Origin of the sequence: Bradyrhizobium sp. WSM3983 (assembly GCF_000473045.1) — a bacterium.
Lineage (GTDB): Bacteria > Pseudomonadota > Alphaproteobacteria > Rhizobiales > Xanthobacteraceae > Bradyrhizobium.
On sequence record NZ_AXAY01000036.1, the window covers coordinates 44,757 to 71,605 of the forward strand.

Below are 26,849 nucleotides of genomic sequence, written 5' to 3' on the forward strand. Positions count from 1 at the left end.
CGCGAAAACGTAATTTTGTAAGTTCGGTCAGCCTGCAATCGATCATTTCGAATGGATTTTAGCATCGAAATTGCATAGAGGCTCATTAATTATTGCGCCGCGAGAAGGATTTGAATTGTCAGCCTTAATGACGATCGTGAGTCGTTCTTTAGGCAATTTCGTTCAATACTCGCGGCAGCCTGGATAGCTGGTTATGCGCTATAAGGCGGCGGAGGCAGGCTAGAGAACGGCAGAATGTACGAGTCATTTTATCAACTGCGCGAGAAGCCATTCTCGATTCTGCCCGACCCAGACCTGATCTATTGGGGCAAGATGCACTCGATGGCGTTCACGATGCTGGAGTTTGGCATCATGAACAATGCCGGGTTTACCGTCATCACGGGCGAAATCGGCTCGGGCAAGACGACCCTCGTGCGGCACCTCCTCAGGAAGCTCAGCCCGACACTGACGCTCGGGCTAATCTCCAGTTCACCCCAAGGGCGCGAGGAGCTTCTCCAGTGGATTTTAATGGCGCTAGGGCAACCCTTCGATGGGAGTTACCCTCATCTTTTCAAAAACTTACAAGACTTCTTGCATGGCCAATACGCGACTGGCCGGCGCACCGTCCTGATCATTGACGAAGCGCAAAATCTCGAGCCGGAAGCGCTTGAGCATTTGCGGATGCTATCTAACATCAATGCAGACAAATTCCAGGTCCTGCAACTTATACTTGTTGGTCAGCCGCAACTGCGCGACCTGCTCCTGCTACCCAAACTGCACCAATTCGCCCAGCGCATTTCATCCGACTTCCATCTGCGACCGCTGGATGCCCGTGAAGTCGCCAATTACATCGCCTTCCGCCTTCAGGCCGTCGGCGCCCATCGACCGCTTTTCACCCAAGAAGCCTGTACATTGATCGGAGCCGCCAGCGGCGGGATTCCACGAATGATCAACGTCCTATGCGACACAGCCCTCGTGTATGGGTTTGCCAATGACCAAAAGACCATAAGCGACCAACTGGTCCGGGACGTTATTGCAGACAAGCAACAGTACAGTATTTTTCCCGTGAAGCAGCTCTCGCGGGTTCCTTAAGTAGCTGAAACCCATTAATTTCCGAAAGTTGTCCTCGGCTCGCTGGGGGTGTCTCAGCTTGAGTTGTTCAGCAAAGATTAAGATTAACACTTTACTTCGCGCATCTGCGCCCTTCGCGAAGAGGATAGAAACATGCGGACGGTTTTGCTGGCAGTATTGATTACTATCTTCGCCACGTCTGCGTTCTCACAGACGCTCAAGCCGGGCGATACCCTGTCGATTACCGTATTGCAGGACCCGAAACTCGACCGCACGGTGGTCGTTGACCCGCTTGGAGAAATCGCATTTCCGCTGGCCGGGCACATCAGAGCACGCGGGTTAACGCCCCTCGCACTTGAAAACGTCCTCAGAGCGAAGCTGAAGCCGAACTACAAGGATGATGCATTGGACGTGACGGTCGCGCTGGCCAATGCCCCCAAGGATGTTCCGGAAGAGGATCTGAAGCCGAAGATCTTCATCACCGGAGAGGTCTTGAGGCCTGGACCTTACGTCGTCCGGCAGCCCACCACACTGATGCAAGCCATATCGCTTGCCGGTGGCCTCGGTCCGTACGCGGCTAAGAAGCGAATCCAGGTGCGTCGGCGCGCCCCAGGCGGCGACGAGACAATCTATGTCTTCAACTACAGGGCTTATGAGGCCGGCGCCGATCTCGAAGGCAACATCGCTTTGAGAGCCGGCGACGTGATCATGGTCCCGGAGCGAGGATTCTTCGACTAAAACGCAAGTGAAGTGCAGCCTGGGGCGGGACCGACAGTGAAGAGGATTGCGACTGCGGTCTCGATTTCGCTCGGGTTAGCACCGGCGACGGCGTTCGCGTGGGATTGGTCGCTCAGAACTTCTGAAAGCCAGACGGTCGAACTCAACAGCAACCAGTTCTTGAAATCATCCCCCGCTGGTTCGCTCGGCTCGTACTCCACGATTACAGGAACCGCAGAGGCTCTTACACCGACGTCCAAGCTCACCCTCGATGGAGATGGTTCTTACAGAAATTATTGGGGACCAGGCGCTCAGGGAGTACCAGAATCTATCTCCTACGGGGCGACGGCGCGCTACGATCAATACGGCAAAAACAAATTCGACCGAGAGTTCGTTGAAACCGCCTGGAGGCAGCAGAGCACCTCGCTGGCGCTGTTGAATGACCTCGGTGTCATCTCGCCAGCCAGCGGCTTCATTGATCGGTTCACGGCAACCGGCGGCATTGATCGCGCGTTCAACGCGCGCGACAGCATCAACTTGCTCGCGACATCAACCCGCACTTACTACGAACCTTCGAGCAGCGGGACCGCTTTTACCGATACGATCGCTCGGGGATCCTGGCGACACGGCATCAGTTCCACGACCGGTGTGAACCTGTCGTCCGAAACCGAGCTGCTAGCCTACGACAATGCCTTCAGTACGCAGGTAAACATCTTTCGCAATCAGGTTGGGGTTGACACTGCCCTGTCCTCCTTGCTGTCCTTTAGAGGCAATATCGGCGCTGCGTATCTGGTGACCGATCGCGGCGTGTCGACATCCGCGATTGGCGGCGTGAACTCGAATATCCCAATCGGGAGCACCTCCCTCGACTGGATCGGCGACGCCATTCTGACCTATAAGTTCATGAAAACCGCGACGCTGTCCGTGCTCGCCAGCCAGTCCGTCGGACCGAGCATCGTAGGCTCGTTGATCAAGCGAGATAGCCTCAGCGCTAGCGTGAACTATCTGATCAACAGCCGCGAGAACCTGACCATCTCGGCCAGCGGCAACCGACAGATCACCGGGACGACCACTGACTACGCTTCAGTTTCCGCCACCTATGGCTACAATCCGATACAAGACGTCTCGTTGCAATTCAACTATCGCTACCAGCACCGCTTCGCGAGCACGGGAACGACGATCTTCGACCCGCTGACCGGCACCCCCACGGTTTCTGGAACCGGTCCCGCGGATTCGCATAGCGTGATGTTCGTTGCCACACACAATTTCCTCGTGCTTCCGCACGGAAATTAGAGCGTTTTCTTTATCGCGTCCTGGATGTTCTTCTTGAGCGGGGTTCCATCGGGCTCAAGCTTGGCAGCGGTGTCCAGCTCCTCTTTGGCTTTCTGAGCCTGCCCGTCAGCAGCGTAAGCAAGGCCTAGATGATAGTGCACCGCGGAGAGGTTTGCGGACTTCGCTGCCGCAGGCTCAAGGATAGCAATCGCCGATTTGATGTCGCCCTGCTTGAATCGAGCCCATCCCACTGTATCCTGGAATTGCGGCACGTTGGAAGCCTTAAGTGTTTCAGCCAGGGCAGCAGCTCGGTCTAGGCTTTCCTTGTCAGACCTCGTATCGAGGAGCAGGCTGGCAAGGTTGTTGACCACGATCAAGGATTGCGCCTGAGGTTGGTCCTTCAGGATCGACTCGTACTGAGAAATAGCTGCCGCATTGTCGTTCTTCAGAATCTGGAGACTCGCCGTTGACATCCTCAGAGTCATATTCTGGGGATTTTCCTTCAAGCCGCTCTGCAAGACACCCTCGGCGGCATCATACTTTTTGACACGGGTGTAGTAATCCGACAGCGCAGTATAGCCGGACACATCCTTCGGCTTTTGCTTAGTCGCTTCCTGGAAGCTCGCGATCGCGTCCTGATCCTTCTTCTGGACCAGTTGCGCCTGCCCGATAATAACTAGGAGTTCCGCGTTATCAGGATAGCGCTTATTCATCTCCTGCAAAACCGTCACGGCATCGGCAGCTCGCTCGGCTCGAATATAGGCGGATGCCAGCGCAACCGCTAGCTGGATCGCCTCCGGCGCGGCTTTGCGTGCGTCTTCCAACGCAGCGATACTTTCCCCAATACGTTGTTGGCCGGCAAAAGCTGCAGCCTTAATCTGATCGGCTACGACGCGACCGTCCTTGTTAGCAGCAATGGTCTGCGCAATCGAGAGAGCGCCATCCCAGTTCTGACGACTAAGCTTCACCTGCGCGAGCGACGAGAGAACCTGCAGGTTTCCCGGATAGCGAGCGACGACTTCGGTCAAGACATCCTCGGCGCGCGTGGCATCGTTCCGTCGTTGAAGGAAGGCAACGTATCTAAGGGCAACTTCGATATTGAGGTTCGAATTCTTCAGTGCGTCGGCATATTGGCGGTCAGCAAGCTCGGGCTTCCCACCCTGCTCGTAGGCAAGAGCAAGCGCGATCAGCAGTTCAGGCGATTTTGGCTGGTCGTTGAGCGCTTCGCGCAAATCCGCAATGGCGCTGTCCGTCTGCCCCTTGTCTAGACTGAGCGCCGCGCGAAGGCGGAGCCCGCCAGCATTCCGGCGGTCCTTCGCAAGAATTTCCGAAATCAAGGGCTCCGCCGTGGCCTTATCGCCTCTCGCAATCAGCATCTCGGCAAGCCTGACCTGGACCTTGAGCTTCCGATCGGCGCTATCGGCCTCCAAAACCAGCTTCTGTAATTCGGAAATCGCTTCGCCCTGCCGCTGCCCAACGAAATCGAGCTCAGCCATTGTGAATCTGAAGTCGAACGTATCGCCGCCGGCCTTGATCCGGGACACGAGTTCGGCACGTGCCGCGTCGGCCCCCTTGAACGTGGTCAAGAAACGAACCAACTCGAGTTCGAGTTTGCTGTCCGATGGATTGGACGCGACCCGCGCTCGCAGCTCCTTCTCGGCATCGTCGAACTTGCGCTCGGTTGTGAGAATTTGGACCAGCAGAAGCCGATACGAGGCCTCCTGCGGATAGTCGGCTACCAATTGGCGCACCAGCTTTTCAGCCTCGGCCAACTCGCCCTTCCTTACGAGAATATCGATCCGCAACCGTATGGCACGCAAGCGGTCCGCGTCTTGAGCCTGCGACGGAACCGTATCCAGCATTTTTAGGGCGCCCCCGCTATCGCCGTCAGCGAGCTTCTTGGATGCGAGCAAGGTTACGGCGTCAATGTTAGTGGGGTCGATGTCGTAGGCACGCTGTGCTTCCCGGAGAGCCCCTGCTGCATCATTCGTTCTAACCAGGGCGAGCGCGCGGACGGCATGAAGCGTTGCATTTGGCTTGTCGCCCTCATTGGCGGCATCTAGAATCTTGATCGCCGGTTCGGCAGCTCCGCCAGCCACCATAATTCTGGCAAGCCTCAGCCGTGCGTCCAGGTCATTGGGGTCAAGCTCAACGATGCGACGCAGGTCGACGAAGAGCGAGCTGGACTTGGTACGCTCGTCGATCCCGGCCAACGCCTTCCAGACCTCGATCCTGTCGCTCCTGTATTTGGCCGACGTGAGCAGCGCCACTCTCGCATTGAGGTCGTCATTCTTTGCGACGAGCGCCATTCCCTTTTCATAGAGGTCCTGGGCCTTCTGTTCAGGTGAGCCGCAACCGGCGAGCAAGCCTGCCATGATGACAGCCCCGACAGCCTGACCAACCAACCGCCTTTCGAAGCTATTCGTCATTACTTTGGATCCCATGTTCACGCACTCGCACTGGCCGCGACGCGCAAGCGAATTAGCGCCCGGTGAGCAGAAACTCAAACCTGTTCAGTCGGAAAATTCGTCGCATGCGCGGAGAAATGCCAGCAAGGTGAAGATCAAGACCTCGCTTGGCGAGCCGGGTTCTCAAACCGAGAAGCAGGCCAAAGAAGCGGCCATCCGCATCGTCTAGATCAGAGAGATCAATCGTAACGGCACGATGCTCCTTCTCAGCCTCATTGGCAAAGGGCAGCAAGCGGTCGACGCTCTCTCCTACTGCCGCACCCGAGAGGGCAAGCACGTAGCCTCCACTGCTGTGGTTTTGACGAATAGCAAATTCCGAACGACCAGGATTTAGCCTTGCGGCAATCGCAATAGGCAAGACAGAAGTCAGAAAGATCTGAAGCAGCGACCTACCGTCATTCCAGTAGCGCCGCCACAGATACGGCTCTTCCTTGATCCGCCAGAGCCACTCGAATCCCGTGCTGCGCAGGAGCGGCGGCGCACGCCTAATGGTGCCCGCCTCGAAATTGACGGTTGCACCGAATTGCGCGCGAATTGGGACGGTCAAGCGATGATGATTGTGCAGCAGCCAAGCTTGAGCCTTTTCAGCGTTCAGGAAAACCGCAAGCAGGTCTGCATCGCTGGCATTGATCTGATCTATGATTTCGGAAGAGCTCAGTTTCTCGACCGACCCAAATCCGGGATTGAGAACGCCGACACACTCCAGCCCGCCCTTCTCCGCATTCAGCTTCTCGCCCACTCTTGCGGCAAGATCCCCGGTTCCCCCGAACAGAAAGACACGCAAGCGGATGTCTGTCCTGGCCTTCAAGCGACCAAAGAGATCGCTGCCGGCAACCCGTTCCCAAATCGGAACTCGCAGGAACTTTGCCATCCAGATCAGCGGCATGCCATCGACGAGGCAAAGATCACTCGACAGCACGCTGTCTCGGAAGCTGACGTTCTCTTGGCTTTTGATCAGGAAGTTTACGTTGAGTGTTGAAATCAGAAACGGCTCTCGCTTTGCAGCAGCCATATCCATCGCGGCGATCAACGTCTCGAAGTCAATTGCGTCAACAGGCAAGCCGAGCAGCCCATACACCTTCCGGGCTGCATTCACGTGACAGTCAGTCGGCTCGACCGCGCGCGGGGAAACGCGCATAGCGGGAGCATCAAGTGAGCCCAAACGAGCGGTCCGTAAAATATTCAAAACTGAACTCTCTAAAATTGGGACCAAATCGACCGAACGAATTAATCCCAAATGGCTTTTCTTAAAGACGGATTTCCATAACATGCTGGAGGCCGCGTCCGAAAGCCAATTAATTGAGGGTGATTAATGCGTCCGATTGCCCCTCGCCGGTCGAAATTAACGGTTCGGCTAGGCGAACCGCTTGGCCGGCGAAGGCTGAAGCCGCTCGATATAGCGTCGCAGGACGATCGCAGCCGCCCCTGCCCGGCCCAATAAGAAAGGCCGATTCTCATAGAATGCTGGAAGTCGCGTTCGAAACGCCAATTAATTAGGGTGATTAATGTGGTCGATTGCCCCGCCGGTCGAAATTAACGTTACGGCTAGGCCGAACCGCCTGGCCGGCGAAGACGGAAGCCGCTTAATATTGCGGTACCGGACGATCGTAGCCGCCCCTGCCTGGCCCATCAAAACTCGATACTGCGTTACATGACCGGCAAGAATGGAGCGAGAAATACATCAACCATTGCTCACCCGAACTTTGCCAGCCCCGCCATCGAGTCCAACACTGTGCTTGATTGCCGCGCGCCGATTGCATGGGCGGAGCACACTATAAGTCCAAAGATCTCTGATGAAATGCGGGACCGCTTCGTGGCCTCGTCCCAACAACAAACGTTTGAGAAGACCTAATCCGTGCGCGGCCAAGGCAGCCAAATCCGTCGCCATTGCGTAGCCGAGCCCGTAAGTCGTGGCAAAAAAGCGCCTTCGAGATTCAAACCAGTAGGCGGGCAATCGCTTCACCTTTGCGTCCCGCTCCGTAACCTTGGTGCTCTGACCAGCAATGTGCATCACACGGCTCGCCGGGACATACCAGGTCTGAAAGCCCGCTCGCGATGAACGATGGCAGAAATCGGTCTCCTCGAAATAGAGAAAGTAATTCTCATCGAGACCGCCGATCCTCTCGATCACCTGCCAGCGGACCATCATCGACGCACCGGGCACCCAATCGATCGGCTCTGCGCTCTTGCCCATCTGCCGCGCCACCACCCAACGGCTCAAGATTCCGCTGACCGTTCCGATTTGCAATCCGGATTCAACTTCGCTCAACAGCGTCGGGAAACGAAACGCAATCGGCCAATCGCTCCCGTCCAAGTTTTCAAAGCTGCTGCCAACTATACCAACGGACGCATTTTGATCAAGAAATGAAACCAAAGCATCGATTGCCCCTGACCGCAACTCCGTGTCGGGATTCAAGAGATGGCAATAGCGCGGAGGCCCCATTCGCGCGGCTTCGCCGATCGCAACGTTGTTTCCGTAGGCAAAGCCGCCGTTCTTTGGGGCAACAACGAGCTTCACCCAGGCGTTCCAATGATTATCCGCAATTGCCTGCGCGATTACAGGGGCGTCACCGGACACGTTATCGACGACGACGACCGATATCGCCAGCTTCGACGCCGCCCGCTCGACCTCGATGGAGCGAATGCAAGCGACGGTCAAATCGGCAGACTTATAGGTTACAATGGCAACGACGACATCCAGCCTGGTCATGCGGTTGCCTTGAAGTAAGCGGGCGGTGTCGCTACTCCGGAATTCCCATCAAGAACGACTGCGATCTTCTCGGCAACTGCCTCTGCAAAGGGCTCTTGCAGCATCGTGTAGTGCCCGCCATCCACATCTTCGATCAGCAGATCGGTGCTCACGCGTCGCCAGCCCAATTCGTCGTCCGCGTACACTTCCCGGAATGGGGTGTCGCCCCCCTGACCCGCTCGAGCCCGCACTAGCATCAAGCCGGGCAAAGACGTCGGGGCTGGGCTGTAGCTCGATTCGGCGGAATCGTAGATTTGACGCACCGTGAGTGCCGGCATCAATCCAGGCCAAGCAATGCCGCGACGCAGAGCATGCCGAAGAAATTCGAAGCGTGCCTTAACGGACAACCGGCCCATCCGGTTGCTAACCTCCCACGTCGCGGCGTTGAAGGCCTTGCGGCACAGCATGGCTGCCTTTGCGGCCAATCCACCCCGTTGCTCGGGGTGCCCCGATAGCAATTCCGCCACGCGGTTCGCCCGTTGCTTGGCGATCCGTCCACGCCGGCGAGGCGTCCCGGGCAATGCTGAATCCAGAAGCGCAACCAGCCCCACTTGCTGATCGGCTTTCGTCAGCTGGCGGGCGATCTCAAAGGCGATAACGCCACCTGCGCACATCCCGCCGACGAAATACGGACCAACGGGCTGCTTTTCCCGGATCAAATCAAGGTAGTGTGTGGCCATATCCTCGATCGATACGTGCGCCAGAGGAATGTTCTGCAACTGACGAGGCTCAATTCCATAGGCGTTAAACCCCTCAGGAAGCCGCCGCGCGATGTTTTGATATAACAGCGTCTCACCATCGCCGTCGTGCACGAAGAAGAAGTTGTGACGTCCGCCACTCCTCAACTCCACCAGCGATGAAATCTGCGAACGATCCTGATTCACAACCGCAGTCAATCGACGGACGGTTGGATGCTCCAAAATGAACGTCAGCGGCAGCCTCACGCCAAAGCGCTGAGACACCAGGGCGAACAAACGCGCAGCAAGAAGCGAGGTACCGCCTGCGTCGGTGTAATCGTCATCGATTCCGAGCCCCTCGATACCGAGCACTTCTTCCCAGATCGCCAACATATGGCGTTCAGCTTCGGTTGCAGGCAACGCGGCCGTCCCCGGAAGCGCTCGATGCCGCACGTTCGACTTGCTCAGGGCGCTGAGTACGTCTTTGCCAGTGAGCAACGCCTGAGAAACTATCGTGTAACGCTCGCTGACATTTGCCGTCGTCACCTGCACGGAGGGTTTCTTCCCGTCGGACTCTCTTGCCTTGATGACTGCGTCAGGGTCGAACCCCGGACGATGATGGATCTCCAACGCCACATGCGTGGGAATACGATAGACTGTTCTGTCACCTTCCGCGCCCTTAAAGGCTTCGGCAACACTGTCCGCAAAGGCAGAGGCAGGCTCGTTTCGCGCGGTCTTGTCGAAGGGCAGGGAGACTGTTTCGAACCCGCGCGACTTGGCAATCGCGGCAAGATACCGAAGGATTGCGTGTTCGACGCCTCGGCCGAGAACGCGGCAGCTCAGAAGGAACGTGTCGACGAGCAATTTGCGATCGGCCTCGACGCAAATAACGAGACCAACTAACCCGTAATCGCCGAAACGATCGCTAACTTTGACCTTGAGCACTTGTCCGGCTCGATTAGGCGAGCCATCAACGAGCGTCCGTAATTCACTTTCCGTCCGCCTGACTGTCGTGAAATTGAACTGGTTCGTACGTTGGGTGAGCTGCGCAAGGCGCGGCCAGTCCCCCTCGCCTGGCGGATCGACATCAACCTTCACCTCCAGAGAGGCAACGAAGTCAACGATGTTGGTTGCATCTTTCTCCAAGGCCTTGCGGGCCGCATCTTCCTTGTAAAGACTAGTACGCCGCTTATCCTCTTCCGTGACCGCGACCTTGTCGAAAGCCCAAAGATGATCAAGGAAAGCCTCGATCTGATCCTCGGGAGGTAGCAGAAGCGTCAAAACCTGCGGCAGCTCCGCCTTCATGAGTTCGCATTCAACCGGATTGTCATCCAAGAATACAAACGAGTCCAAACCGAGATTAAGCGTTTGCGCAATATCGGCAAGATTCTGCGGCTTGGGATTCCAGTTGATCCGATGGGCGACGATATGCTCGGGCTTGAGCAACATGTCCCGCCGCTGCTCCAGCACGTCAAGAACATCGCGTTCCACGTTCTTGCTCGCTAGGCAGATCAAAACTCCCTGCGCCTGGAGCCCCAGCGCGAACTTCTGCAAATAAGCGAAGCTCGGAGGAATTGCGATGCCATCTACCCCGTCCTCGCCAACAACACCACGCCACAGCGTGTTGTCGCAGTCGAGAACCAGAACCTTCCGATCGGGGACGAGAAAGGCGTGGACCTTTCGCGCAATCGCCAAGGACAGGCTCGCGTAATGATCCTCCGTGAACGGGACATGGGCGAGTCGGTCGCTTTCGCGGTCAAATCTGTCGCTGCCGGCGACGACGTCGATATCCCGCGGATGGAGAACGGTGAGCCCGGACAGACCAGTCACTCGCTCCACGAGCTGTTCGGTGGCTTTTTCAATCGCCACTCTCAACTGCTCCGGCACCTCCGGGGATGCGGCCAGAACCGATAACACCGCGGGGGATTTAGCTCGGGCGGCAAATGCTGCGAGGCTGGAGGCGATTTCGCCCGCGATTGACGAAATCGTCTCTAGCGCGCGCGAATGATCGTTAATGTCGCGAATGAAATCTTCCAGACGCACGAGGATCACGGCCACACCCTTGTCGAGGTTGGCGAGCGTGCTTGAAGTGGAAATCAGCTCCTGCAAGACCTGATGGTAGGGCGAAAATCGGACATCGAGACGCAATCCAATCTTCTCAAAGAGAAACTCCAAACTCGGCTGAAGCGGCTCGGCCGTAAACGTGGCCGCGATGACTACTGATCTGGTCTGGTCGGTCTTTTGAGCCATCTTGATCCCAAATTGCCAGCCATATGCAAAAAGGCTGCCGGCTGCTTTTCCAGAGATATCACCCGTTTTCGAACTCCTCGTAACGAACGAAACGGCTTAAACGCTCAAATGACAAAGTTCCTTAAGCATCGTAGGTAATATATAACCTCTTAAATATAGCATAGTTTAAAAACCGCTGGGATTTAGAGATTTTTTTGCGGACATGATCTAATGGCTAATCGAGCATTTGAAGAGGCGCATCACACGATTTTCGCAATGAACGAGTTTACAGGTGATGTAGGGGTTTCCGCGACAGAGCCGGACTGGTCTCGCGAGAGGGTTACGAGCTTCTGGGAGCCGGGAAAGCAACTCCTCAAGACCATTCGCGGCTACCAGCGCTGTGCGGCTCGCACCGGGCTTCCCGCGGTGCTGCGCCGCAAGCTATACGTTCTCGAGTATCGTTTTTGGAGCGTAGTGACAGGTGCGGAGATCCCCATCAACTGCCGAATCGGAGGCGGCCTTGCAATACCGCATCCAAATGGGATCGTAATCCACCCCCAGGCACAGATCGGCGTTAATTGCCTTCTCTTCCAGCAGGTCACGCTTGGCACACGACGGGGCGGCGGCATTCCCGTGCTCGAGGGGCATGTCGATGTGGGAGCGGGGGCAAAGATTTTCGGAGCAGTCGTGATACCCGCACACTCGGAAGTCCGGGCAAACTCGGTGGTAACCTCTTGGCCCCCAAACAGGCGCACGGCCAGACTTTCATCGAGCGACGGTTCGACATGACCAAGGGGCGTGTTGCGATCGTAGGGACCGGATTTGTTGCTGATCTCTACATGCGTTCCCTCGCCTCCTTTCCGGAAATCGAGGTGGTCAGCGCTTACGACATTAATCCAGCCAATCGGGCGAGGTTTTGCGGCTATTGGAACATAAGGCCGGCGCAAGACCTCGAGCAATTGCTTTCCGATCAGTCGGTCGCGCTGGTGTTGAACCTGACCAACCCAGCGTCCCATTTCACTGTGAGCAAGGCCTGTCTCGACGCTGGCAAGCACGTCTACTCGGAAAAGCCTCTCGCCCTCAGTGTTGCCGATGCGCGCGAGCTGTGCGAGCTGGCAGCCAAACATTCGCTCGAACTTGCAAGCGCCCCCTGCTCTCTGCTTGGCGAAGCTGCGCAGACGGCGTGGCAAGCGGTGAGAACTGGAAAAATTGGAACCCCGTATCTGGTCTATGCCGAGCTCGACGACGATTTCATCCCGCGGGCTCCTTACACCAAATGGCGTTCGGAATCTGGCGCGCCCTGGCCCTACCAAGATGAATTTGCGGTCGGTTGCACTTTGGAACACGCAGGCTATTATCTCACATGGTTGATAGCGATGTTCGGGAGCATCACGCGCGTGATCTCCGCGACCGGGGATTTGATCCCCGAGAAGCCGATCGGAAATGCGCCGCGCGCCGCGCCTGACTTCTCCTGCGCGACCCTCTATTTTGAATCAGGAACCGTGGCGCGGCTAACCTGCAGCATTATTGCTTCCCACGACCATCGGCTGCGTATCTTTGGCGAAAACGGAACTCTCGAGATCGCACGGAGCTGGGACAACAATTCGCCGGTCAAGCTGCGCCGGCGCTACGCGTTAAGACGAAAACTGATCACAAGCCCAATCGCCACTCGCATTCGGCTCAAACAACCCACCCACCCGAAGGTTGGGCGTTGGGGCGCGGCCTCGATGAATTTTGCTCTCGGCCCAGCGGAAGTTTTGTCCGCAATTGCCGAATCACGTGCCAATCGACTGTCATCGAAATTTGCCTTACATCTTACCGAGGCAACTCTCGCAATTCAGCAAGGCGATGGTGTTCATGAGATGAGCACGCGCTGCCCTCCGATCGAACCTATGGACTGGGCCCGTACGTCGTGAAGTTTGCTAACTCCTTAGGCCGCAACAACCTTCTCGAATTCTTCGGCGAGCTTCAGAGTTTCGCGCTCAAGCTCAAACTCGGCTTCAATCTTAATGCGTCCGGCTCGTGCAAAGGCGATGCGCTTCTCGTGATCGTGCGTTAGCTCTAACAGTGCACGTTCGAGCGAGCCGGCGTCGGTTGGTGGGACCAGCCTGCCGCTGTGACCATCGTCGATCAGTTCGCCAACCGCCGCGACATTTGTCGCAATTACAGGAACGCCGACGGACATTGCTTCCATCAGAGAGACTGGAAGGCCCTCAGCAAGGCTCGGGAGCACGAAGATGTCTGCGGCTGCCAGCTCGTTTCGTATTTCTGCTTCGGTTGCGCTTCCCAAAAACACGACGCGCTCGGCGATACCGAGCAGGCGCGCCTGCTCCTGAAGCTCGAACCGCATCGGGCCGTCACCTGCGAGCCGCAATTGAACAGCTGGGTTATTTCTCGCAGCAGCGCTGAAAGCCTCAAGCAAATATCTAAAACCCTTCTCGGGGGCGAGCCGCGCGACCGAGAGGATCCTCGATACGCCCGGCCCAGGATCTCGATACGAGTATGCACCGCTATTAACGCCGCAATGAACGATGGGACAACGCGCCGCCTCATAGTTGTCCATGAACAGCATGATCTGACTGCGGCAGTAGAAGCTGATACATCGATTGAAGGCTGCACTGCGTGCCTTGTCCTTGATTCGTTGTCCCAGGGGGTCGAAGAAGATGTGCGGACCATGGAACGAAATGCTGTAAGGCAACCGGCAAAATCTCGCGGCAAGCATCGTTACTGTCCCGCTCTGATCGCCGAAGTGGTTGTGAAGCTGAATTCCGCGTTGACCGCGAAGTCGAGAGGCCGCGAGAAGCGCCTCCATAAGATAGAACAACTGGAACAATACCCCCTTCAGCCCGGGCCGCGTGGTTCGCAACGCCAAGAGAAGCGTATCAACAAAGCGTATCGGGTGCAGACCAACCAACGTGAGAATGTCACGCACGGCGCTCACGGCATTAGCTGGCAGCAAGAACGAAACATCGTCCTCCCAATCCTTGAGAACCTGAGGCAAGGTCTCGCTGCTCTTTGGATGCCAGACAGACACCACCTTGACTGGCAAGCCTTGCTTTTGAAGTGCCCTGATCTCCCGAAAGATAAAGGTATCAGTGACGCGCGGGAAACGATGTAGGATGTAGACGACTGAAGCGTGCATTCTATTGATCAACAATCGGTCAGAGACGGCCGGCGAAGGAACGATTGGCTGCTGATGCAAAACCCAGCGGCGGGGTCCAGCCGAGTTCATGATGAATTTTGTCGGCAGAAACGACGATCGGTTTGAATTGACCTTCAAAGCGGATGGGATCTAGCAGCGACGGAAGCCGTTTGACGTTGAATACCCGTCTGAAGACCTTCCGCAAAGAAGTCACCAAGCTCAAACCGGTTTGGTATGAGATCGGGATCACGATCCCGGATGCGCCAGAACCAGCGACGTAGGCTTGCAGATACTGCCTGCGACTGACCGAGGGTCCATCGACGATATTGAATGTACCCTCGCCTTCGAGCGCCGCGCTGACGACTGCATCGGCGCAATTGTCGACGTGTGTCAGTGGCACCGAAGCGTCCGGCGCAACGAGTAGATAGGCACGCGGCAACCGGCGCCCTACTCCGTCTACCCAAAGGCGAGTACGGCCCCAGATAAAACCAGGACGAACGATCGTCACGACGAGCTTGGATCCATCCAGACCTCTGACGAGTTCTTCCTGTCGCAACTTCGACCTTGCATAGTCGGTAGGAGCCGTCGCGATCTCTGCGAGGGGGCATTGCTCGTCCAGAATATTGTCGGCGCCGCTCCAGTCGTAAACCGCGAGGCTGCTGACATGGCAAACTCGCTTCACCTGACTCGCGGAGATCGCTTCGCATAGCCGCGCGGTGCCCAGAACCGCCGCATCGAGCCGGTCGACCGCGGAGGAATGCCCCGCGAGATGAATGACCGCGTCCACTCCCGCTAGAACAGCTGTCAGGTCATCCTTGGCGAGGTCACAGCGGCAAATCTCGATCGTCCCAGGCCATTTGGAGGGCGCAGGGGTCGAACGAACTACAGCGCGGATGTGGTGGTTGCGGGAGAGGAGGGTCGCGACCACACTTTGACCAAGAAAACCGCCCGCGCCGGTCACCAGAATATTCATATTGTCACACGTCGCCCATGGCCTGCGCCCCAGGGAACGCAGTGGCCGCATCATAGGGGGAATTTACATTAATACGTGCCAATATTCGCCCGAGACGGTAAATGCTCGCACAAGGCGGTTCGCAGCGTATATAGCGTTGCCATTACAGTTCTTTCCGGAATTTTCTGACTATGGCCACGGCCTCCGAACTTAAATATTATCCCGCCTTCGACTATCTGCGCATCATTCTCGCCCTCGCCGTGGCTGCGGGCCATGCCGGCATCCACGGGTGGGACCAGTCGGGCAATTTCGCCGTCCAGGTGTTCTTTGCGATGAGCGGATGGCTGATCGGCGCCATCCTGCTCAACTCCTCCCTTAAGGACCTGGCGCGGTTCTACTTCAACCGTGCCGCGCGCATCTGGATACCCTACTTCCTGACGATCTTCCTGCTCGTCGTCGTCAGCCTGATGAAGGAACCCATCACGCGGAAATGGGTCGAGATCTTCTTCTACGACCTCACCTTCACCTACAATTTCTTCGGCCCGCCGCAGCTTGCCGGATTCGGGAGCCAGATGCCGCTCGAAGGCACCGGCAACCATTTGTGGAGCATTTGCGCCGAGGAACAATTTTATCTGGTCTCGCCGCTTCTGCTCGTCCTGGGCGGCAGCATCGGCCGATCGATCTGGCTATGGGTGCCGATCGCGGCCGGCGTGCTGGCGAGCCGATATTCGCTCTATTTCGGCGCGATCTCGCTCGGCGTACTGTGCGCGATCTCGCGACTGACCTGGGGCGATTGGCAGAGCGGCAGGATCGCCCGCGCGGTCGTGCTGGTGCTGGCTGTTGCAACGTTCGCTGTGACGGCCTCGGCATGGCTGCCTTATGACGTCGTGGCGCCGTTTGCCGCCATTTTCATCGTTCTCGCCTGCGCACAATATGGCGTGTCCACTCCGTTTGGACAGTGGGTCGGGGCGATCTCTTATCCGCTCTATCTCAATCACTGGATTGGAATTTTCGCCGCGAACGCGCTGCTCGGGCGCATCGGCCTGCGTGGGACGATCACAGGCAGCATCATTGCGATCATTCTCGCGGTTGCGGTCGCGGCCCTGCTTTATGCGCTTGTGGATCGTCGGGTGATGGCGAACCGGCATCGTTATTTCACCGAGCAGCGCGGCCGGCTGCTTGCCGCGCTCGGCTTCTCGCTGATCGCGATCGGCTTCGTCGGCGCCTATTTTTACGGCCGATCCTGAAGGAGCTCCGGGGCTGGCGATGCAAACGACGGGCTATGTGGTAATCGGACGGAATGAGGGCGAGCGGCTGAAGGCCTGCATCCTCTCGCTGCCGTCAGGCGCGCCGGTCGTGTATGTCGATTCCGGCTCGACCGACGGCTCGCCAGACTGGGTGCGCGACCGCGGTCTTGCGGTTCACGTGCTCGCCCCGGATCAACCGTTCACGGCGGCCCGGGCACGCAATGCGGGGTTCGGCCTGTTGCGTGAGCGCGCCCCCAACATCCTCTTCGTGCAGTTCATCGACGGCGATTGCGAACTGGACGCCGCCTGGCCGGGCCTGGCGCAGTCATTCCTTGAGGCCCGTCCGGAGGTCTGCGCCGTGTTCGGCCGGCGCCGCGAACGCTTTCGCGACAGGTCGATCTACAACCGCCTGTGCGACATCGAATGGGACGTACCGCTCGGCCCCGCGCTGTCCTTCGGCGGCGACGTCATGGTGCGGGCGGAGGCGCTGGCGGCCGCCGGCGGATATCGCGGCGACCTGATCGCCGGCGAGGAGCCGGAGCTCTGCGTGCGCCTGCGGGCGACCGGCTGGCAGATCCAGCGCCTCCCCGCCGCAATGACCGTTCATGACGCGGCAATGACGCGATTCGGCCAATGGTGGCGGCGCATGGTGCGTGGGGGGCACGCCTTCGCCGAGGGCGCCTGGACGCACGGCCGACAGCACGGGCATTGGGTTAAGGAAACCGTCCGGGCTGTGGCCTGGGGCCTGCTGCTGCCGCTAGCGTGCCTTGCCGCCTCGATCGTGCTCTGGCCGCTCGGCCTGCTGGCCTGGATGATCTACCCACTCCAGGTGCTGCGGCTGTGGCTGCGCTCGAGCCACCCTGACCGTGCGGCCCTCGCTCTGTTCAACGTGCTGGCGCGCTTTCCTGAGGCGGAGGGGGTGGTATGGTTTGGCCTGTCGCGGCTGCGACGGCGCAAGACGGAACTGATCGAATACAAGAGTTAGTTATCGCAATGGGCCCCCACAGTGCACCGGCCACGACGCATCGCAACGGTGGTGCGGCCCGCGGGCGACCGTCTCCTGCAAGGCATTGGCATTGCGGTCGGTCGGGAGCCTAACGCTCGTGCTGCTGGACAACGATTCCAGCTGCGTGGCTCGCGATGAGATGGCTTCGTTCCTGATGCATGGATCGATGGGTTCTGCTCCTAGCCACCTCGAGTGCCCGAAGCCCCATACCTTTGAGATCATCACGACTTACTGTCTCCAACACAGCCGAGCGGCCGCATCACCCCGCGCGAATAATCGCTGGGATCGCCGGCGCTCCGCCTCCCGGTCCGAAGAGGCATTTCTGGAGCTACCATCACCGGTGCTTGCTCACAGACCGGCTCGCTCCCGGCCGGCGCCAACGATGTCTGTCCGATTTCGTTCGGGGGCACGATGACCAGCAACTCGATCACCGGAACCATCGCGCCGACGTCGTCGATTAACAATCCGATCACGCTATGGAAATCTATCCGTGCGTGGAATGGCAACGCGGCCGGATGCAGCTACAAGCCGTGCCGCTGTTGCCATATGGCTTCCTGGCTATCGTGATTGAGTCGAGAGCAGCTTGATCAATCTGGACCTATGGGCAAATACCGCCTCGTCGGTTAAATCGGCAGCAGATTGCTTTGCAAGAAACGATAGTTTAGGCAGGATATCCGAGCGGCTAAATCTCGCGATTGCCTCGCCTAGATCGGCTATGTTGCCCTTCTGCACTAATACCGATCCGCCGTGCTTCTTTGTAAGGTCGTTAGGATAGGGACTATCGTAGCCGACGATCGGAAGCCCGCACGCCAAGGCCTCAATCAAGCAGCGAGGCGATTCAAGCGTCTTGTGGCAAAAAACAAATATGTCAAACCGCTTCATTTCCTGGAGCAGCTGCTCATGTAGTATCGATCCGGGGAAGGATATCGGAAGCGACAAGCTATCGGCCAGCTCTTTGGCTGCCGGCAAATCAATCCCAGCTCCATACCATGTACCTACTATGCGAGCGCCGTTGCTGTTGGCGTGAGCTATGGCCTTAACCCAATCCAGGGCCCCCTTTTCCGGCGCCGCCCTTCCCGCATAGACAACGCGGAGCGGCCCGCCCGCCCTGCCGTTCAATCTTGATGAAAGCTGTTCGTCGGTTATGTGCTGATCTGCGCCTATGTGTATGTCGTGAACCAAGTGGGGATTGCGGCAAAATCTGGCGTAAGCGTTGTAACAATCCGCTCCGTGGAAAAGCCCAAGCGCTGAGCGAGCGATGACGGCTCTTTCGTAGGGGATCATCGCCGCGGCCGTGGCTTTCGTATAGAGCCTCGGCAGGACTCGCTTTCCCTGCGCGCGCTTGAAATGTACGTCAGACTCGACGTGGTCCGTCCAGACGGAAAAGGGGCGCCCTTTCTTGTTAGAAATCCATGCTGCAACGGAGCCCCAATCCCCCCATAGGCCGCCAATTCCGAATTGGAGGTAATCGGCTTTATCGATCTCGTCGGCTAGGATTTTGGAGACGGCAGGCATTTTTTTGAAAAAATGGTGAGGCTGCCAAGCCTGATCTAGGCCTATGATTCTCAGCCGATCGCCCCCTGGGATTGTGGAAACCGGAAGCGTTGGTTCTACGCTTTCTAGAGCGTAGGGACATGCGGCAACCACATTTTCAAAATGCTGAAGCCAGAGACGCAGCCCGTTGTGCGCTTGAGACTCGATTTGCAGGTTATCGGGTGCGCCAGTCACGGGCACCTGCAAAACCAAAAATATACTACTCATTTCGCAATTCCAATTCTAACCGGAGGGGTGGATTCTCCGGTAAGCATGGGGCAACGCTATCTCACGTTGCCCGCTCTCGCCTAGCCCCTAAATGGCGGCCTGGTTAGAAATGCATCGCCGTCTCGCCGCCGCTCTTCCGCAAACAAAATTAGAAATATCGGAAATGTTGGAAAAGCGCGTTACCGCTCAAGGGTGATGCGCTCGTATTGCTCGCCGCACGTGCTGCACATGACATGCAGCAATGAGGCTCAGTCAATGACCACGCACGTATTCAAGCTGCCGACCCGTGCATCTGCTACTCGCGAGCAAGCTCGCGCCCGCTTCCTCGGACAATGTGAGAAGTCGCCCGCCATTCATTTGGTTGTTTGGTTGAATGGACCGCACTGCTGCCTCTCCCGCCTGGTACCCTTACAGGCCGACGTCGAGCGCATTGGCGCGCGCTCAAAGAACCAAACCGATCATCGAAAGAGTATCTTAGGCTCGCCGGAAAGAATTTACGGCGCGAGGTCCTTGCCGGATTGCGAGCGGAGATCAATGCCGCGGTGTTTCTATGCCGTATTTCTTGCAAGCCAACTCGATGTAGGAGCCTTGCGGCGGCTTCTTATCGCGCAACCCAAAAAGAGCGCCGTTGTACAGGTGCACAACGCACGTATCAGGCCTTATCATTGCTTCAATCTGCTCGGCCGGCCCATACAAGCGGCGCGCTTCTGGCCAACCGACTGGATAGAATACGCTAGGCTTCTTTGCGAGTTCGGCGATCTTGTGCTTCTTCGCGAGATACGTGAGCATTTCTGGACCGTACGTTCCCCACGGCAGATCCTGCACACGCATGCCCTTCTTCCTCGTCGTGCGGGCAATGTAGTACAGCAAGCTCCTCTTGGGACCAAACCACGCTGGACGAACATTGTCGCTTGGCAAGTTGCAGAGGTCTTGCACGATTTTTGAATCTGATGGCAGCAACAGAATGGCACTGTTTATCTTGGATTCGTCCTCCCAGCCCAACACAAATTTCTCTGAGAAATCCAGTGGCTTGATAAAATAGACATCGGCATCCACCCAGTAGCCAAGGCCCTTTTCAAGAAGGCGATAGCGAAAGAAATTCGCGCCGAGAGCAAAGGAACCTGTGTCCGAATATCTTACAAGTCTTTGCTCAGACATTATCTCGCGCGCGTCGCGGATCTCAACACCATCCGGGACACCTTGTAGCGATTCCGGGGTGTAGGAATAGAGGACCACTTCATGCCCCTGACCAAGGGCAGATACGAAACACAGTTGCTCAAGGTATCCAAGACGCTCGCCTACCCAAAGAGAATTCAACCGCTCAAGTGCCATTTTCTATCCATTAACAAGGAAATTCCGAAAAATCGACCGGGTTACTGGGTTTGCCAGCATCCTATGCGATTAATATTCTATCATGGCGAGTCATTCCAGCATGGCATCGTGATCTCGCTGCGCTTCGGCCCACCGGTTCGTTTCTGATAGGCTCTCGCGCCAGCTGCAGCATATCGAATACAAAGTCTGGGTTCACGGCAAGCGAGAAGACAGCGTCTTGCCTGACGAAGGTCGGTGTCGCGTCGCCGCCTAGCGGGTATCTTAGGATGGCCGTAGGCAAACTAGCCGCCTCCTCTGCCTTCGCTTGCAATAGCTCCATGCCTCGCAGGCAAAAGGTATTAAACTTAAGTTGGAGCGACTGCGCGGCAAAATTATTTCTAACCATTGCTCGTCAAATCCGAACTCGCGTTCGGCTTGGCTTTCCGGTAGATTAAAGGCTTGATATTTGGAGAAGTTCGTGACTTCGACCATCAGAAAAGTTGTGATCAATCTTGAAACGCGCCGGGATCGTCGGGCCGAAATGACGCGCCAGCTAGCGCGCGTTGGCTGGCAAGCTGATTTCTTCCCTGCAGTGCGCCCAATCGATGCAGGCGGGTTCGAGTCAATTGGAGCGCGCGGATGTTTTATGAGCCACCTGGGCATTCTTCAGCAGGCGCGCGACGATGGGATTAGCCGTCTCATGATCATGGAAGATGATTTGAGCTTCAGCAAGCGCTTCCCTGATCTTTGGAACAAAGCCTACGAACAGCTGCTTGAACAAGAATCCTGGTCCATCTTTTATCCTGCGCATACTCTCGACTTGACGGGCGATGGCCTTACGCCGATCAAATCCGCGACCCCCATTCGATGTACGCACTTCATGCTTTTCAGCGGAACAGCACTAGGCCCGATCTGCGCGGAACTGGAAGCCATACTTGCACGGCCGCCTGGCTCGCCTGAAGGAGGGCCGATGCATGTCGATGGAGCCTATTCGACAATCCGCGCGAAACATCCGGAATTGGTCACGTTTTGCTACGCACCAAGTCTGGGATTCCAGCGACCATCACGGACAGACATCGGCAATCAAAGATTGTTCGATAAGATATCAATCCTTCAGCCACTCGTCAGAATGGGACGACACGCCAAGGCCCGGTTGAGCGAACTTAAAGGTAGCTGAGGAGAAGCGTGCGCTTCGCACGGATAGCGTCTACGGGAGGCTACTAGTGCGCTCCTAAAGAAGGAATGTTTGGCGCCCGCCCCCTCCTGCTATTTCGCCCCGAGCTGCTCTCTCACATGCTCGCCGAAGCGACTGCTCGAATAGGTCGGCACTGATCTGCCAAGAGGTGGCGGCCACAGTCGCCAGTGCATTGTCTGACAGGCTTTCCCACTCCTCGTTGCTGCGCGTTAAAACCCACTCGAGGCCGTGCGCCAATTCGTCAACATCGTCCACATTTGCGAGCCACCCGTTCCAGCCGGACCGAACTGCCTCTTCAGGCCAGCCAGCTCGCGTTGAAACAACCGGGGTACGGCAGGCCATCGCCTCCATCGCCGGAAGATTGAAGCCCTCACTCCTGCTCGCCGTGATCCAAACATCGCATCGACTGTAGATCTGTCTGATCTCGTCCTGCGGCGGCGACGGGTAAAATTCCGCGCCCTCGATCAGCGGCAAATCTTGCGTTGGAGATTGCGTGCCAAAGCAGATTAGTCGCGTCTGCGACAATCGCTGACGCACACGCCTGACGGCGTCGAGCGCGACATCGAGCCCTTTGAATTCGGCTGTCGCATAGAGAAGGCCGACGGTCGGAATGGGCTGCTTGGTTCGACGAGGAGCAAAGAATTGCTGCCGATCAACGCTGTTGGGAACGAGATCGACATTCGCATCCTGATACACGTCCTCCATCACTCGCTTGAGCCAGTTCGCGATGACGATTTTATGGAAGGCTAGCCGATATGTCGCGCGGCTGCGCTCCACGGCAATGTAAGAAAACACCTCATGGTGCTGAATGAAGTAGACTTTCGCGCCCTTGCTTGGGCTCAATGCATTAACCCATTCAGCGGTCTCCCACCACGTCGCAATAACGACGTCGCCATCCGGGACATCCCGATCGGCTATGGGGCGCCGCTCTTTCATGATCCTTAGATTGACACCGGAATGATCCAGGTAAGATTCATTCAGCCTGGTGCTCTCTGCCTTCCAGCCTCGGCCTCGCAGCCAATCCTTAATCTTGTTACGGAAGGACATTCGCCATTGAGGCGGCGCAATCACTTGGACTTTATGACCACGCAGCATCAATTCACGAGCGTAAATGGCGGCGACCCTCGTCCCCCCGCTCATATTGGCTTCCGGCAAAATAAATGTGATATCCACGCTAGAGACCTATCCAGCTTCAGCTCAACGGCCTAGCGAATACTGGTTTCCTTCGATGATTGCCACGACTAATATGTCCCTTGTTTCTTAGTACCTGGACCTATCAATGAACAAAGTTAAACGCGCCGTCATTTCCATGCTGAACAAGACTTTGCCGGAACGATTGAAGCGCTCCCTCTTCCATCTTTCATTCCATCTGGCGCCGTCGGAATTTGATCGCTTTGCCTACGAGGTTAACCACGCGCCCAGCATGGAATTGGGCCTGGCCGCCGTAGCCAAGCGTGGAATGACTCCCAAAACGGTCGTAGACGTTGGCGCCTTCGAAGGCGATTGGAGCAGGATGGCGCGCGCCATATGGCCAGCCAGCCAGATCTATATGGTCGAACCCAATCGATCAAAGCAAGACAAGCTCGCCGGCGTGGCTCGCGCCATCGACGCGACCGTATTCGGCGATCTCCTCGGCGCTCAGGATGACGCGGCTGTCGTGTTCAACGTAATGAGCACAGGCTCATCAGTATACAATGAGCGGAGCCCATTGGATCGAACAAGCGAGACCCGTCAATTGAAGAGACTGGATTCGCTTCTTCCGATGATTGAGGCACCCGGATTTCTTAAGATCGACACGCAGGGCTACGAACTCGAAGTCTTGAGGGGAGCAACCCGGCTATTGGATCGACTCGGCGCCATCTTGCTTGAGGTCGCGATCATCGAGATCAACGAAGGAGCGCCGTTGCTAGATGAGGTGGTTCAGTTCATGCGTGGGATCGGCTTCGTCGCCTATGACATCATGGAAATTCACCGCAGACCTCTCGATCGCGCGACCAATCAAATCGACATTCTATTCGTGCGGCCAGAATCTCCACTCCTGCACGACAAGCAATTTCACGCGTAGATTCACGAATCTTGACATCACCGCTCAGTGCGCCAGAAAGGCACCGACAGCCAATTTGAACAGCTCTCCGCATCCGATTCCGACAAGTAACGCCGGGAGCGGCAACAGTTCTTTTTTAAGGTCTAACAGGCCCGAAGATCTGGCATGCTTCCAGATTTGAGGTAGGCTTGCGAAGTAGGACAAGACCACACCGCACACCGCCCCCTCCAATCCGGCAACATAAAATCCAATGGGCAGCGCCAAGAACAACACGCAAATGCGCGTGGCATGTAGTTGGAAGTAAATCTTTTCCAACCCTAGCGCCAGGAACGTCTGCGTAGCAAGCCGATAGGGCTGGACCATTAGGGCTACCGCCAACAACTCCAACATCCAACCCGCCTGCTGGTACCGCCGATCGTACAGGACCGCAATAATCGAGCTTCCTGAAACCAAGAGGCTCCCGGCGGCGAAATACGAGAACGAGGCGATCGCGAAGTGAAATCGATAATAAGCCTTCTGAAAGCGGGGACGGCTTTCTCGAATAAGTTCGCTTAAGGCTGGAAACGATACATCGACGATCACCTTGCTCAAGATCTGATCGACCGATGTGAATATCAGAAACGCAATGGAGTAAGCACCCAAAGAGGCCGGATGGATCATGGCCCCCAGCATCAATCGATCTCCATTGCTCGCGACGAAAAACAGGATCGTCGACAAGAATATCCATCTTCCGAAATGGATAATCTCGACGAATGCGCTGCGCTCCCACTGGAAGCGATTGGAGTGCCCGGAAAGCCAAACGTGGCTCAAAGCCGCGCGCACTGCGACACCGGCTACAGTGCCCGCTATCAACGCCCAAATGGATGGATAGGTTATTGCCCAGCTGGCCGTGACCAGAAAGCTCAATACCTGCGCCGCAATGTCCATTCTCGTGAGTTTCGCCAACTGGAGACTGCGATACGCTTGCAGCGACTTTGTCGACTCGAAGCCCCCAATCAAAGGAAAGAGCGAGAGCCCGCAGACAACGTAAGGTAGGGCGGGATCGGCATACACGCTACCCGCGGGGACCAGCCCGACCTTGTTGGCAATCGCAATGATGAAAGCGATTATTATCGCTCCCAACGATAGAATGAACCCACGAACAATCTGAATGACCCACGCAGTGTTCAGGAACGACCTGTCGTCGCCACGTTCATTTCGAACAACGTTCGGTCTAAGTCCGACATCCGAAAACAATACCAGACCGGTAATGACAACCATGGCAACGGCCATGATTCCGAACGTCTCCGGAAGCAGCAGCCGCGTCATCAACAAATTACTGCCTAGACGAAACGCGTAGTTGAAGAAGTAGCTAGCAAGACTCCAGGCTCCGGCACTAAACACCTTCTGCTTCAAGTTGAAGCCGGCTACCGAAGACGGTGACATCGACATGAAGGCAACCTTCCACGCTTCAAACAGATGGTAGAGCCGGATGGCGAACCTTCGCAACCGAATCCAATCGGCGAGGAACTGCTCTCCTGGCGCTTGCGGATTCGACGCGTATGGCGAAGGACCTTCCTACCAACGCTCCAGCGATCAACCAACTCCATGAACTGATTGAAGCGTTTGGAATTTGCTCGATCGCCGTAAGTGCAACAATGAGAGTTAGACAGCCCAAGAAAATCGCCTCTCGCTGAGACCGAACAAACTTAAGGGTTCTTGCAGCGAAAAATATCGGCAATGTGAGCAGGCCAAACTGAGCTACAAATCCTACAAAGCCAAATTGGCCAAATGTCACAATCCATTGCCCATCTGTAATGCTTATATCCTGGCCATACTCATCGTAGACTCGGCTTCGTCCGTATCGTCCCCAACCAAACCAAAATCGGTCCGCCGCATGCGCCAGCAATTGCTGCTCTTGGTTGAAACGAACGCCCAGAGAGGATGCGCGCTCTTTGTTAAACGTCGCCGATAGTTCAAGCAGTTGCTCCGTGGGAACAAGATTGCTCATTCTGAGTACGGGGTAGCTGATCGCAAGAATCGCCAGGACAACAGCCACTCGCATCTGCAACTTTGGGCCGAACCAGCGAATGAGCGTCCCGAAAATAACCGCATATACGAGAGCTCCGGCCGATTTGCAGAACACAAGCAACAGCCCGAGAAATGAAAATATGCCTACCGGCGGCAGTCCGGCTACTTTGGCTCGAGCTCGCCAGAACGCTGCAGCCGCCAGAATCGCTGTGGATAAGAAGAAGGCTGCAGCCAGGCCATTGACCATAAAGACAACCGGACGAAATCCGCCATACCTCATCTCAACGGATGTCGCAGCGGAGAACGTTCCGTAGATCCACATCGACAATTGAGGACTGAACTTGATCTCAAAAAGCATGGGCAACGAATAGATCAGGGCCGACAGCACTAGGACTCTCAATAGACTCTCCAAATCGCTGGCGCGCGTCAAAAATCGTCGCCCGAAAAGGAATGGCAGGAAGAGGATTGACTGGCTCAGCAACGCTGAAATTCCGTCGTAGTAACCGACGCCGGGAATGACCCGTGGGCCCACTGTCACGAGATCGTTGTTCAGCAATGAGGTCGCGACGGGAGCAAGAACGTAGATCCCTGCAAGACAGCTGATCAATTTGCTGGACGCGGAAAGCTGCTTTGCGCGCGGAGGACATAGGGCGGAGCCGATTAATAACGAGATGGTCGCCATGGACGTCTTGTCGATCGCAGGGATCATTGCGAATTTGATCGACACGTAGGAGGGCAAGAGCAGCATTGCGCCTAGAACCGTCCAAGCAGACGCCTCGGCAAATGGCCTCGTTGAATACAAAGCGACGGCCACCAAAGGCCACGCCAGTATGGCGAGATAGGCCAGCCAATTTCCCGCAGCCGCTTCGGCCATTGTGTTCCCTTAGATGACCTCGATCAGCCCGGATGGAGGAATAGGGCCGAAGTCGACCTTATAGGAACTACAAGAATACAAGCACAAGCACCAGCGGCAGCCGAGGTTAATGTCGGCTGCCGCTGGTCGTCGCCATTGCTGCCTG

At 56.7% G+C, this 26,849-nt stretch carries 19 protein-coding genes; 8 read left to right on the plus strand and 11 right to left on the minus strand.

All coding sequences use genetic code 11. The annotated features are described in order from the left end of the window. The first annotated feature begins 234 nt into the window (after positions 1 to 234). From YUA_RS0135515 to YUA_RS0135530, 3 genes are all read left to right on the plus strand, one after another. Positions 235 to 1,071, plus strand: a complete 837-nt coding sequence (locus YUA_RS0135515) for an ExeA family protein (protein ID WP_027534934.1) — start codon at positions 235 to 237, stop codon at positions 1,069 to 1,071. A gap of 132 nt (positions 1,072 to 1,203) precedes the next feature. Then, positions 1,204 to 1,788: a polysaccharide biosynthesis/export family protein gene (locus tag YUA_RS0135520; protein ID WP_051383555.1), complete on the plus strand. Its 585-nt coding sequence runs from the start codon at positions 1,204 to 1,206 to the stop codon at positions 1,786 to 1,788. 36 nt (positions 1,789 to 1,824) lie between these two features. Continuing rightward, positions 1,825 to 3,060 carry a hypothetical protein gene (locus YUA_RS0135530; protein WP_156947507.1) on the plus strand — a complete coding sequence of 412 codons (1,236 nt, stop codon included), beginning with the start codon at positions 1,825 to 1,827 and terminating at the stop codon, positions 3,058 to 3,060. On the opposite strand, the gene YUA_RS0135535 is transcribed toward YUA_RS0135530, so the two are convergent. The 4 genes from YUA_RS0135535 to YUA_RS0135550 all read right to left on the minus strand — a co-directional run bounded on the left by YUA_RS0135535 (position 3,057) and on the right by YUA_RS0135550 (position 11,183). Next, positions 3,057 to 5,468, minus strand: coding sequence for a tetratricopeptide repeat protein (locus YUA_RS0135535; protein ID WP_027534938.1), 2,412 nt, complete (start codon positions 5,466 to 5,468; stop codon positions 3,057 to 3,059). The two genes, YUA_RS0135530 and YUA_RS0135535, sit on opposite strands and share 4 nt — an antisense overlap. A 52-nt stretch (positions 5,469 to 5,520) precedes the next feature. Beyond that, on the minus strand, positions 5,521 to 6,777 hold the full coding sequence (locus tag YUA_RS46045) for a WecB/TagA/CpsF family glycosyltransferase (protein ID WP_084293084.1): 1,257 nt from the start codon (positions 6,775 to 6,777) through the stop codon (positions 5,521 to 5,523). Between the two features lie 411 nt (positions 6,778 to 7,188). After that, positions 7,189 to 8,217: a glycosyltransferase family 2 protein gene (locus YUA_RS46050; RefSeq protein ID WP_051383558.1), complete on the minus strand. Its 1,029-nt coding sequence runs from the start codon at positions 8,215 to 8,217 to the stop codon at positions 7,189 to 7,191. Continuing rightward, positions 8,214 to 11,183 carry an HAD-IIIC family phosphatase gene (locus YUA_RS0135550; protein ID WP_027534939.1) on the minus strand — a complete coding sequence of 990 codons (2,970 nt, stop codon included), beginning with the start codon at positions 11,181 to 11,183 and terminating at the stop codon, positions 8,214 to 8,216. Before YUA_RS0135550 ends, YUA_RS46050 begins: the two co-directional genes overlap by 4 nt. Positions 11,184 to 11,896: 713 nt before the next feature. Between YUA_RS0135550 and YUA_RS0135560 the strand changes: the two genes are divergently transcribed. Continuing rightward, positions 11,897 to 13,078 carry a Gfo/Idh/MocA family protein gene (locus YUA_RS0135560; RefSeq protein WP_198029564.1) on the plus strand — a complete coding sequence of 394 codons (1,182 nt, stop codon included), beginning with the start codon at positions 11,897 to 11,899 and terminating at the stop codon, positions 13,076 to 13,078. 14 nt (positions 13,079 to 13,092) lie between these two features. On the opposite strand, the gene YUA_RS0135565 is transcribed toward YUA_RS0135560, so the two are convergent. Then, positions 13,093 to 14,304, minus strand: coding sequence for a glycosyltransferase family 4 protein (locus YUA_RS0135565; RefSeq protein WP_035972565.1), 1,212 nt, complete (start codon positions 14,302 to 14,304; stop codon positions 13,093 to 13,095). Positions 14,305 to 14,323: 19 nt separating this feature from the next. After that, positions 14,324 to 15,277, minus strand: a complete 954-nt coding sequence (locus YUA_RS46055) for an NAD(P)-dependent oxidoreductase (protein WP_051383559.1) — start codon at positions 15,275 to 15,277, stop codon at positions 14,324 to 14,326. A 170-nt stretch (positions 15,278 to 15,447) separates the two neighbouring features. On the opposite strand from YUA_RS46055, the gene YUA_RS0135575 reads away from it, so the two are divergent. Beyond that, on the plus strand, positions 15,448 to 16,503 hold the full coding sequence (locus YUA_RS0135575; RefSeq protein WP_035972567.1) for an acyltransferase: 1,056 nt from the start codon (positions 15,448 to 15,450) through the stop codon (positions 16,501 to 16,503). Between the two features lie 19 nt (positions 16,504 to 16,522). Further along, positions 16,523 to 17,488 carry a glycosyltransferase family 2 protein gene (locus YUA_RS0135580; RefSeq protein WP_027534944.1) on the plus strand — a complete coding sequence of 322 codons (966 nt, stop codon included), beginning with the start codon at positions 16,523 to 16,525 and terminating at the stop codon, positions 17,486 to 17,488. 579 nt (positions 17,489 to 18,067) lie between these two features. Here the strand turns inward: YUA_RS0135580 and YUA_RS46060 are convergent. Together YUA_RS46060 and YUA_RS0135595 are read right to left on the minus strand one after the other, a co-directional pair. Next, positions 18,068 to 19,270 (minus strand): glycosyltransferase, encoded by a 1,203-nt coding sequence (locus YUA_RS46060; protein WP_051383560.1) that lies wholly within the window; start codon positions 19,268 to 19,270, stop codon positions 18,068 to 18,070. Between the two features lie 531 nt (positions 19,271 to 19,801). After that, complete coding sequence (locus YUA_RS0135595; RefSeq protein WP_027534946.1) at positions 19,802 to 20,602, minus strand: hypothetical protein; 801 nt, start codon at positions 20,600 to 20,602, stop codon at positions 19,802 to 19,804. A 457-nt stretch (positions 20,603 to 21,059) separates the two neighbouring features. Here YUA_RS0135595 and YUA_RS46070 point away from each other — a divergent pair, with 457 nt between their 5' ends. Further along, complete coding sequence (locus YUA_RS46070) at positions 21,060 to 21,758, plus strand: glycosyltransferase family 25 protein (RefSeq protein ID WP_063627841.1); 699 nt, start codon at positions 21,060 to 21,062, stop codon at positions 21,756 to 21,758. 54 nt (positions 21,759 to 21,812) lie between these two features. Here the strand turns inward: YUA_RS46070 and YUA_RS46075 are convergent, their stop codons facing one another. Next, positions 21,813 to 22,949 (minus strand): glycosyltransferase family 4 protein, encoded by a 1,137-nt coding sequence (locus tag YUA_RS46075; RefSeq protein WP_051383562.1) that lies wholly within the window; start codon positions 22,947 to 22,949, stop codon positions 21,813 to 21,815. Positions 22,950 to 23,055: 106 nt separating this feature from the next. On the opposite strand from YUA_RS46075, the gene YUA_RS0135610 reads away from it, so the two are divergent. Next, entirely contained in the window at positions 23,056 to 23,841 is a 786-nt protein-coding gene (locus YUA_RS0135610) for an FkbM family methyltransferase (RefSeq protein ID WP_084293089.1), read from the plus strand. A gap of 24 nt (positions 23,842 to 23,865) precedes the next feature. On the opposite strand, the gene YUA_RS0135615 is transcribed toward YUA_RS0135610, so the two are convergent. Further along, on the minus strand, positions 23,866 to 25,251 hold the full coding sequence (locus tag YUA_RS0135615) for an oligosaccharide flippase family protein (protein ID WP_035972604.1): 1,386 nt from the start codon (positions 25,249 to 25,251) through the stop codon (positions 23,866 to 23,868). Positions 25,252 to 25,270: 19 nt separating this feature from the next. Next, the gene (locus YUA_RS46080) at positions 25,271 to 26,704 is read right to left on the minus strand and encodes a hypothetical protein (protein ID WP_051383564.1); all 1,434 of its coding nucleotides are present in this window, start codon (positions 26,702 to 26,704) and stop codon (positions 25,271 to 25,273) included. Between the last annotated feature and the right edge of the window lie 145 nt (positions 26,705 to 26,849).

Excerpts from the sequence above, each read along its gene's own strand:
- YUA_RS0135515 (WP_027534934.1), top strand. The coding sequence starts at position 235 with ATGTACGAGTCATTTTATCAACTGCGCGAGAAGCCATTCTCGATTCTG.
- YUA_RS0135575 (WP_035972567.1), top strand. The coding sequence starts at position 15,448 with ATGGCCACGGCCTCCGAACTTAAATATTATCCCGCCTTCGACTATCTG.
- YUA_RS46050 (WP_051383558.1), bottom strand. The coding sequence starts at position 8,217 with ATGACCAGGCTGGATGTCGTCGTTGCCATTGTAACCTATAAGTCTGCC.
- YUA_RS0135565 (WP_035972565.1), bottom strand. The coding sequence starts at position 14,304 with ATGCACGCTTCAGTCGTCTACATCCTACATCGTTTCCCGCGCGTCACT.
- YUA_RS0135580 (WP_027534944.1), top strand. The coding sequence starts at position 16,523 with ATGCAAACGACGGGCTATGTGGTAATCGGACGGAATGAGGGCGAGCGG.
- YUA_RS0135520 (WP_051383555.1), top strand. The coding sequence starts at position 1,204 with ATGCGGACGGTTTTGCTGGCAGTATTGATTACTATCTTCGCCACGTCT.
- YUA_RS0135550 (WP_027534939.1), bottom strand. The coding sequence starts at position 11,183 with ATGGCTCAAAAGACCGACCAGACCAGATCAGTAGTCATCGCGGCCACG.
- YUA_RS46045 (WP_084293084.1), bottom strand. The coding sequence starts at position 6,777 with ATGTTATGGAAATCCGTCTTTAAGAAAAGCCATTTGGGATTAATTCGT.
- YUA_RS0135535 (WP_027534938.1), bottom strand. The coding sequence starts at position 5,468 with ATGACGAATAGCTTCGAAAGGCGGTTGGTTGGTCAGGCTGTCGGGGCT.
- YUA_RS0135610 (WP_084293089.1), top strand. The coding sequence starts at position 23,056 with ATGAACAAAGTTAAACGCGCCGTCATTTCCATGCTGAACAAGACTTTG.
- YUA_RS46060 (WP_051383560.1), bottom strand. The coding sequence starts at position 19,270 with ATGAGTAGTATATTTTTGGTTTTGCAGGTGCCCGTGACTGGCGCACCC.
- YUA_RS0135595 (WP_027534946.1), bottom strand. The coding sequence starts at position 20,602 with ATGGCACTTGAGCGGTTGAATTCTCTTTGGGTAGGCGAGCGTCTTGGA.
- YUA_RS46055 (WP_051383559.1), bottom strand. The coding sequence starts at position 15,277 with ATGAATATTCTGGTGACCGGCGCGGGCGGTTTTCTTGGTCAAAGTGTG.
- YUA_RS0135615 (WP_035972604.1), bottom strand. The coding sequence starts at position 25,251 with ATGTCGATGTCACCGTCTTCGGTAGCCGGCTTCAACTTGAAGCAGAAG.
- YUA_RS46080 (WP_051383564.1), bottom strand. The coding sequence starts at position 26,704 with ATGGCCGAAGCGGCTGCGGGAAATTGGCTGGCCTATCTCGCCATACTG.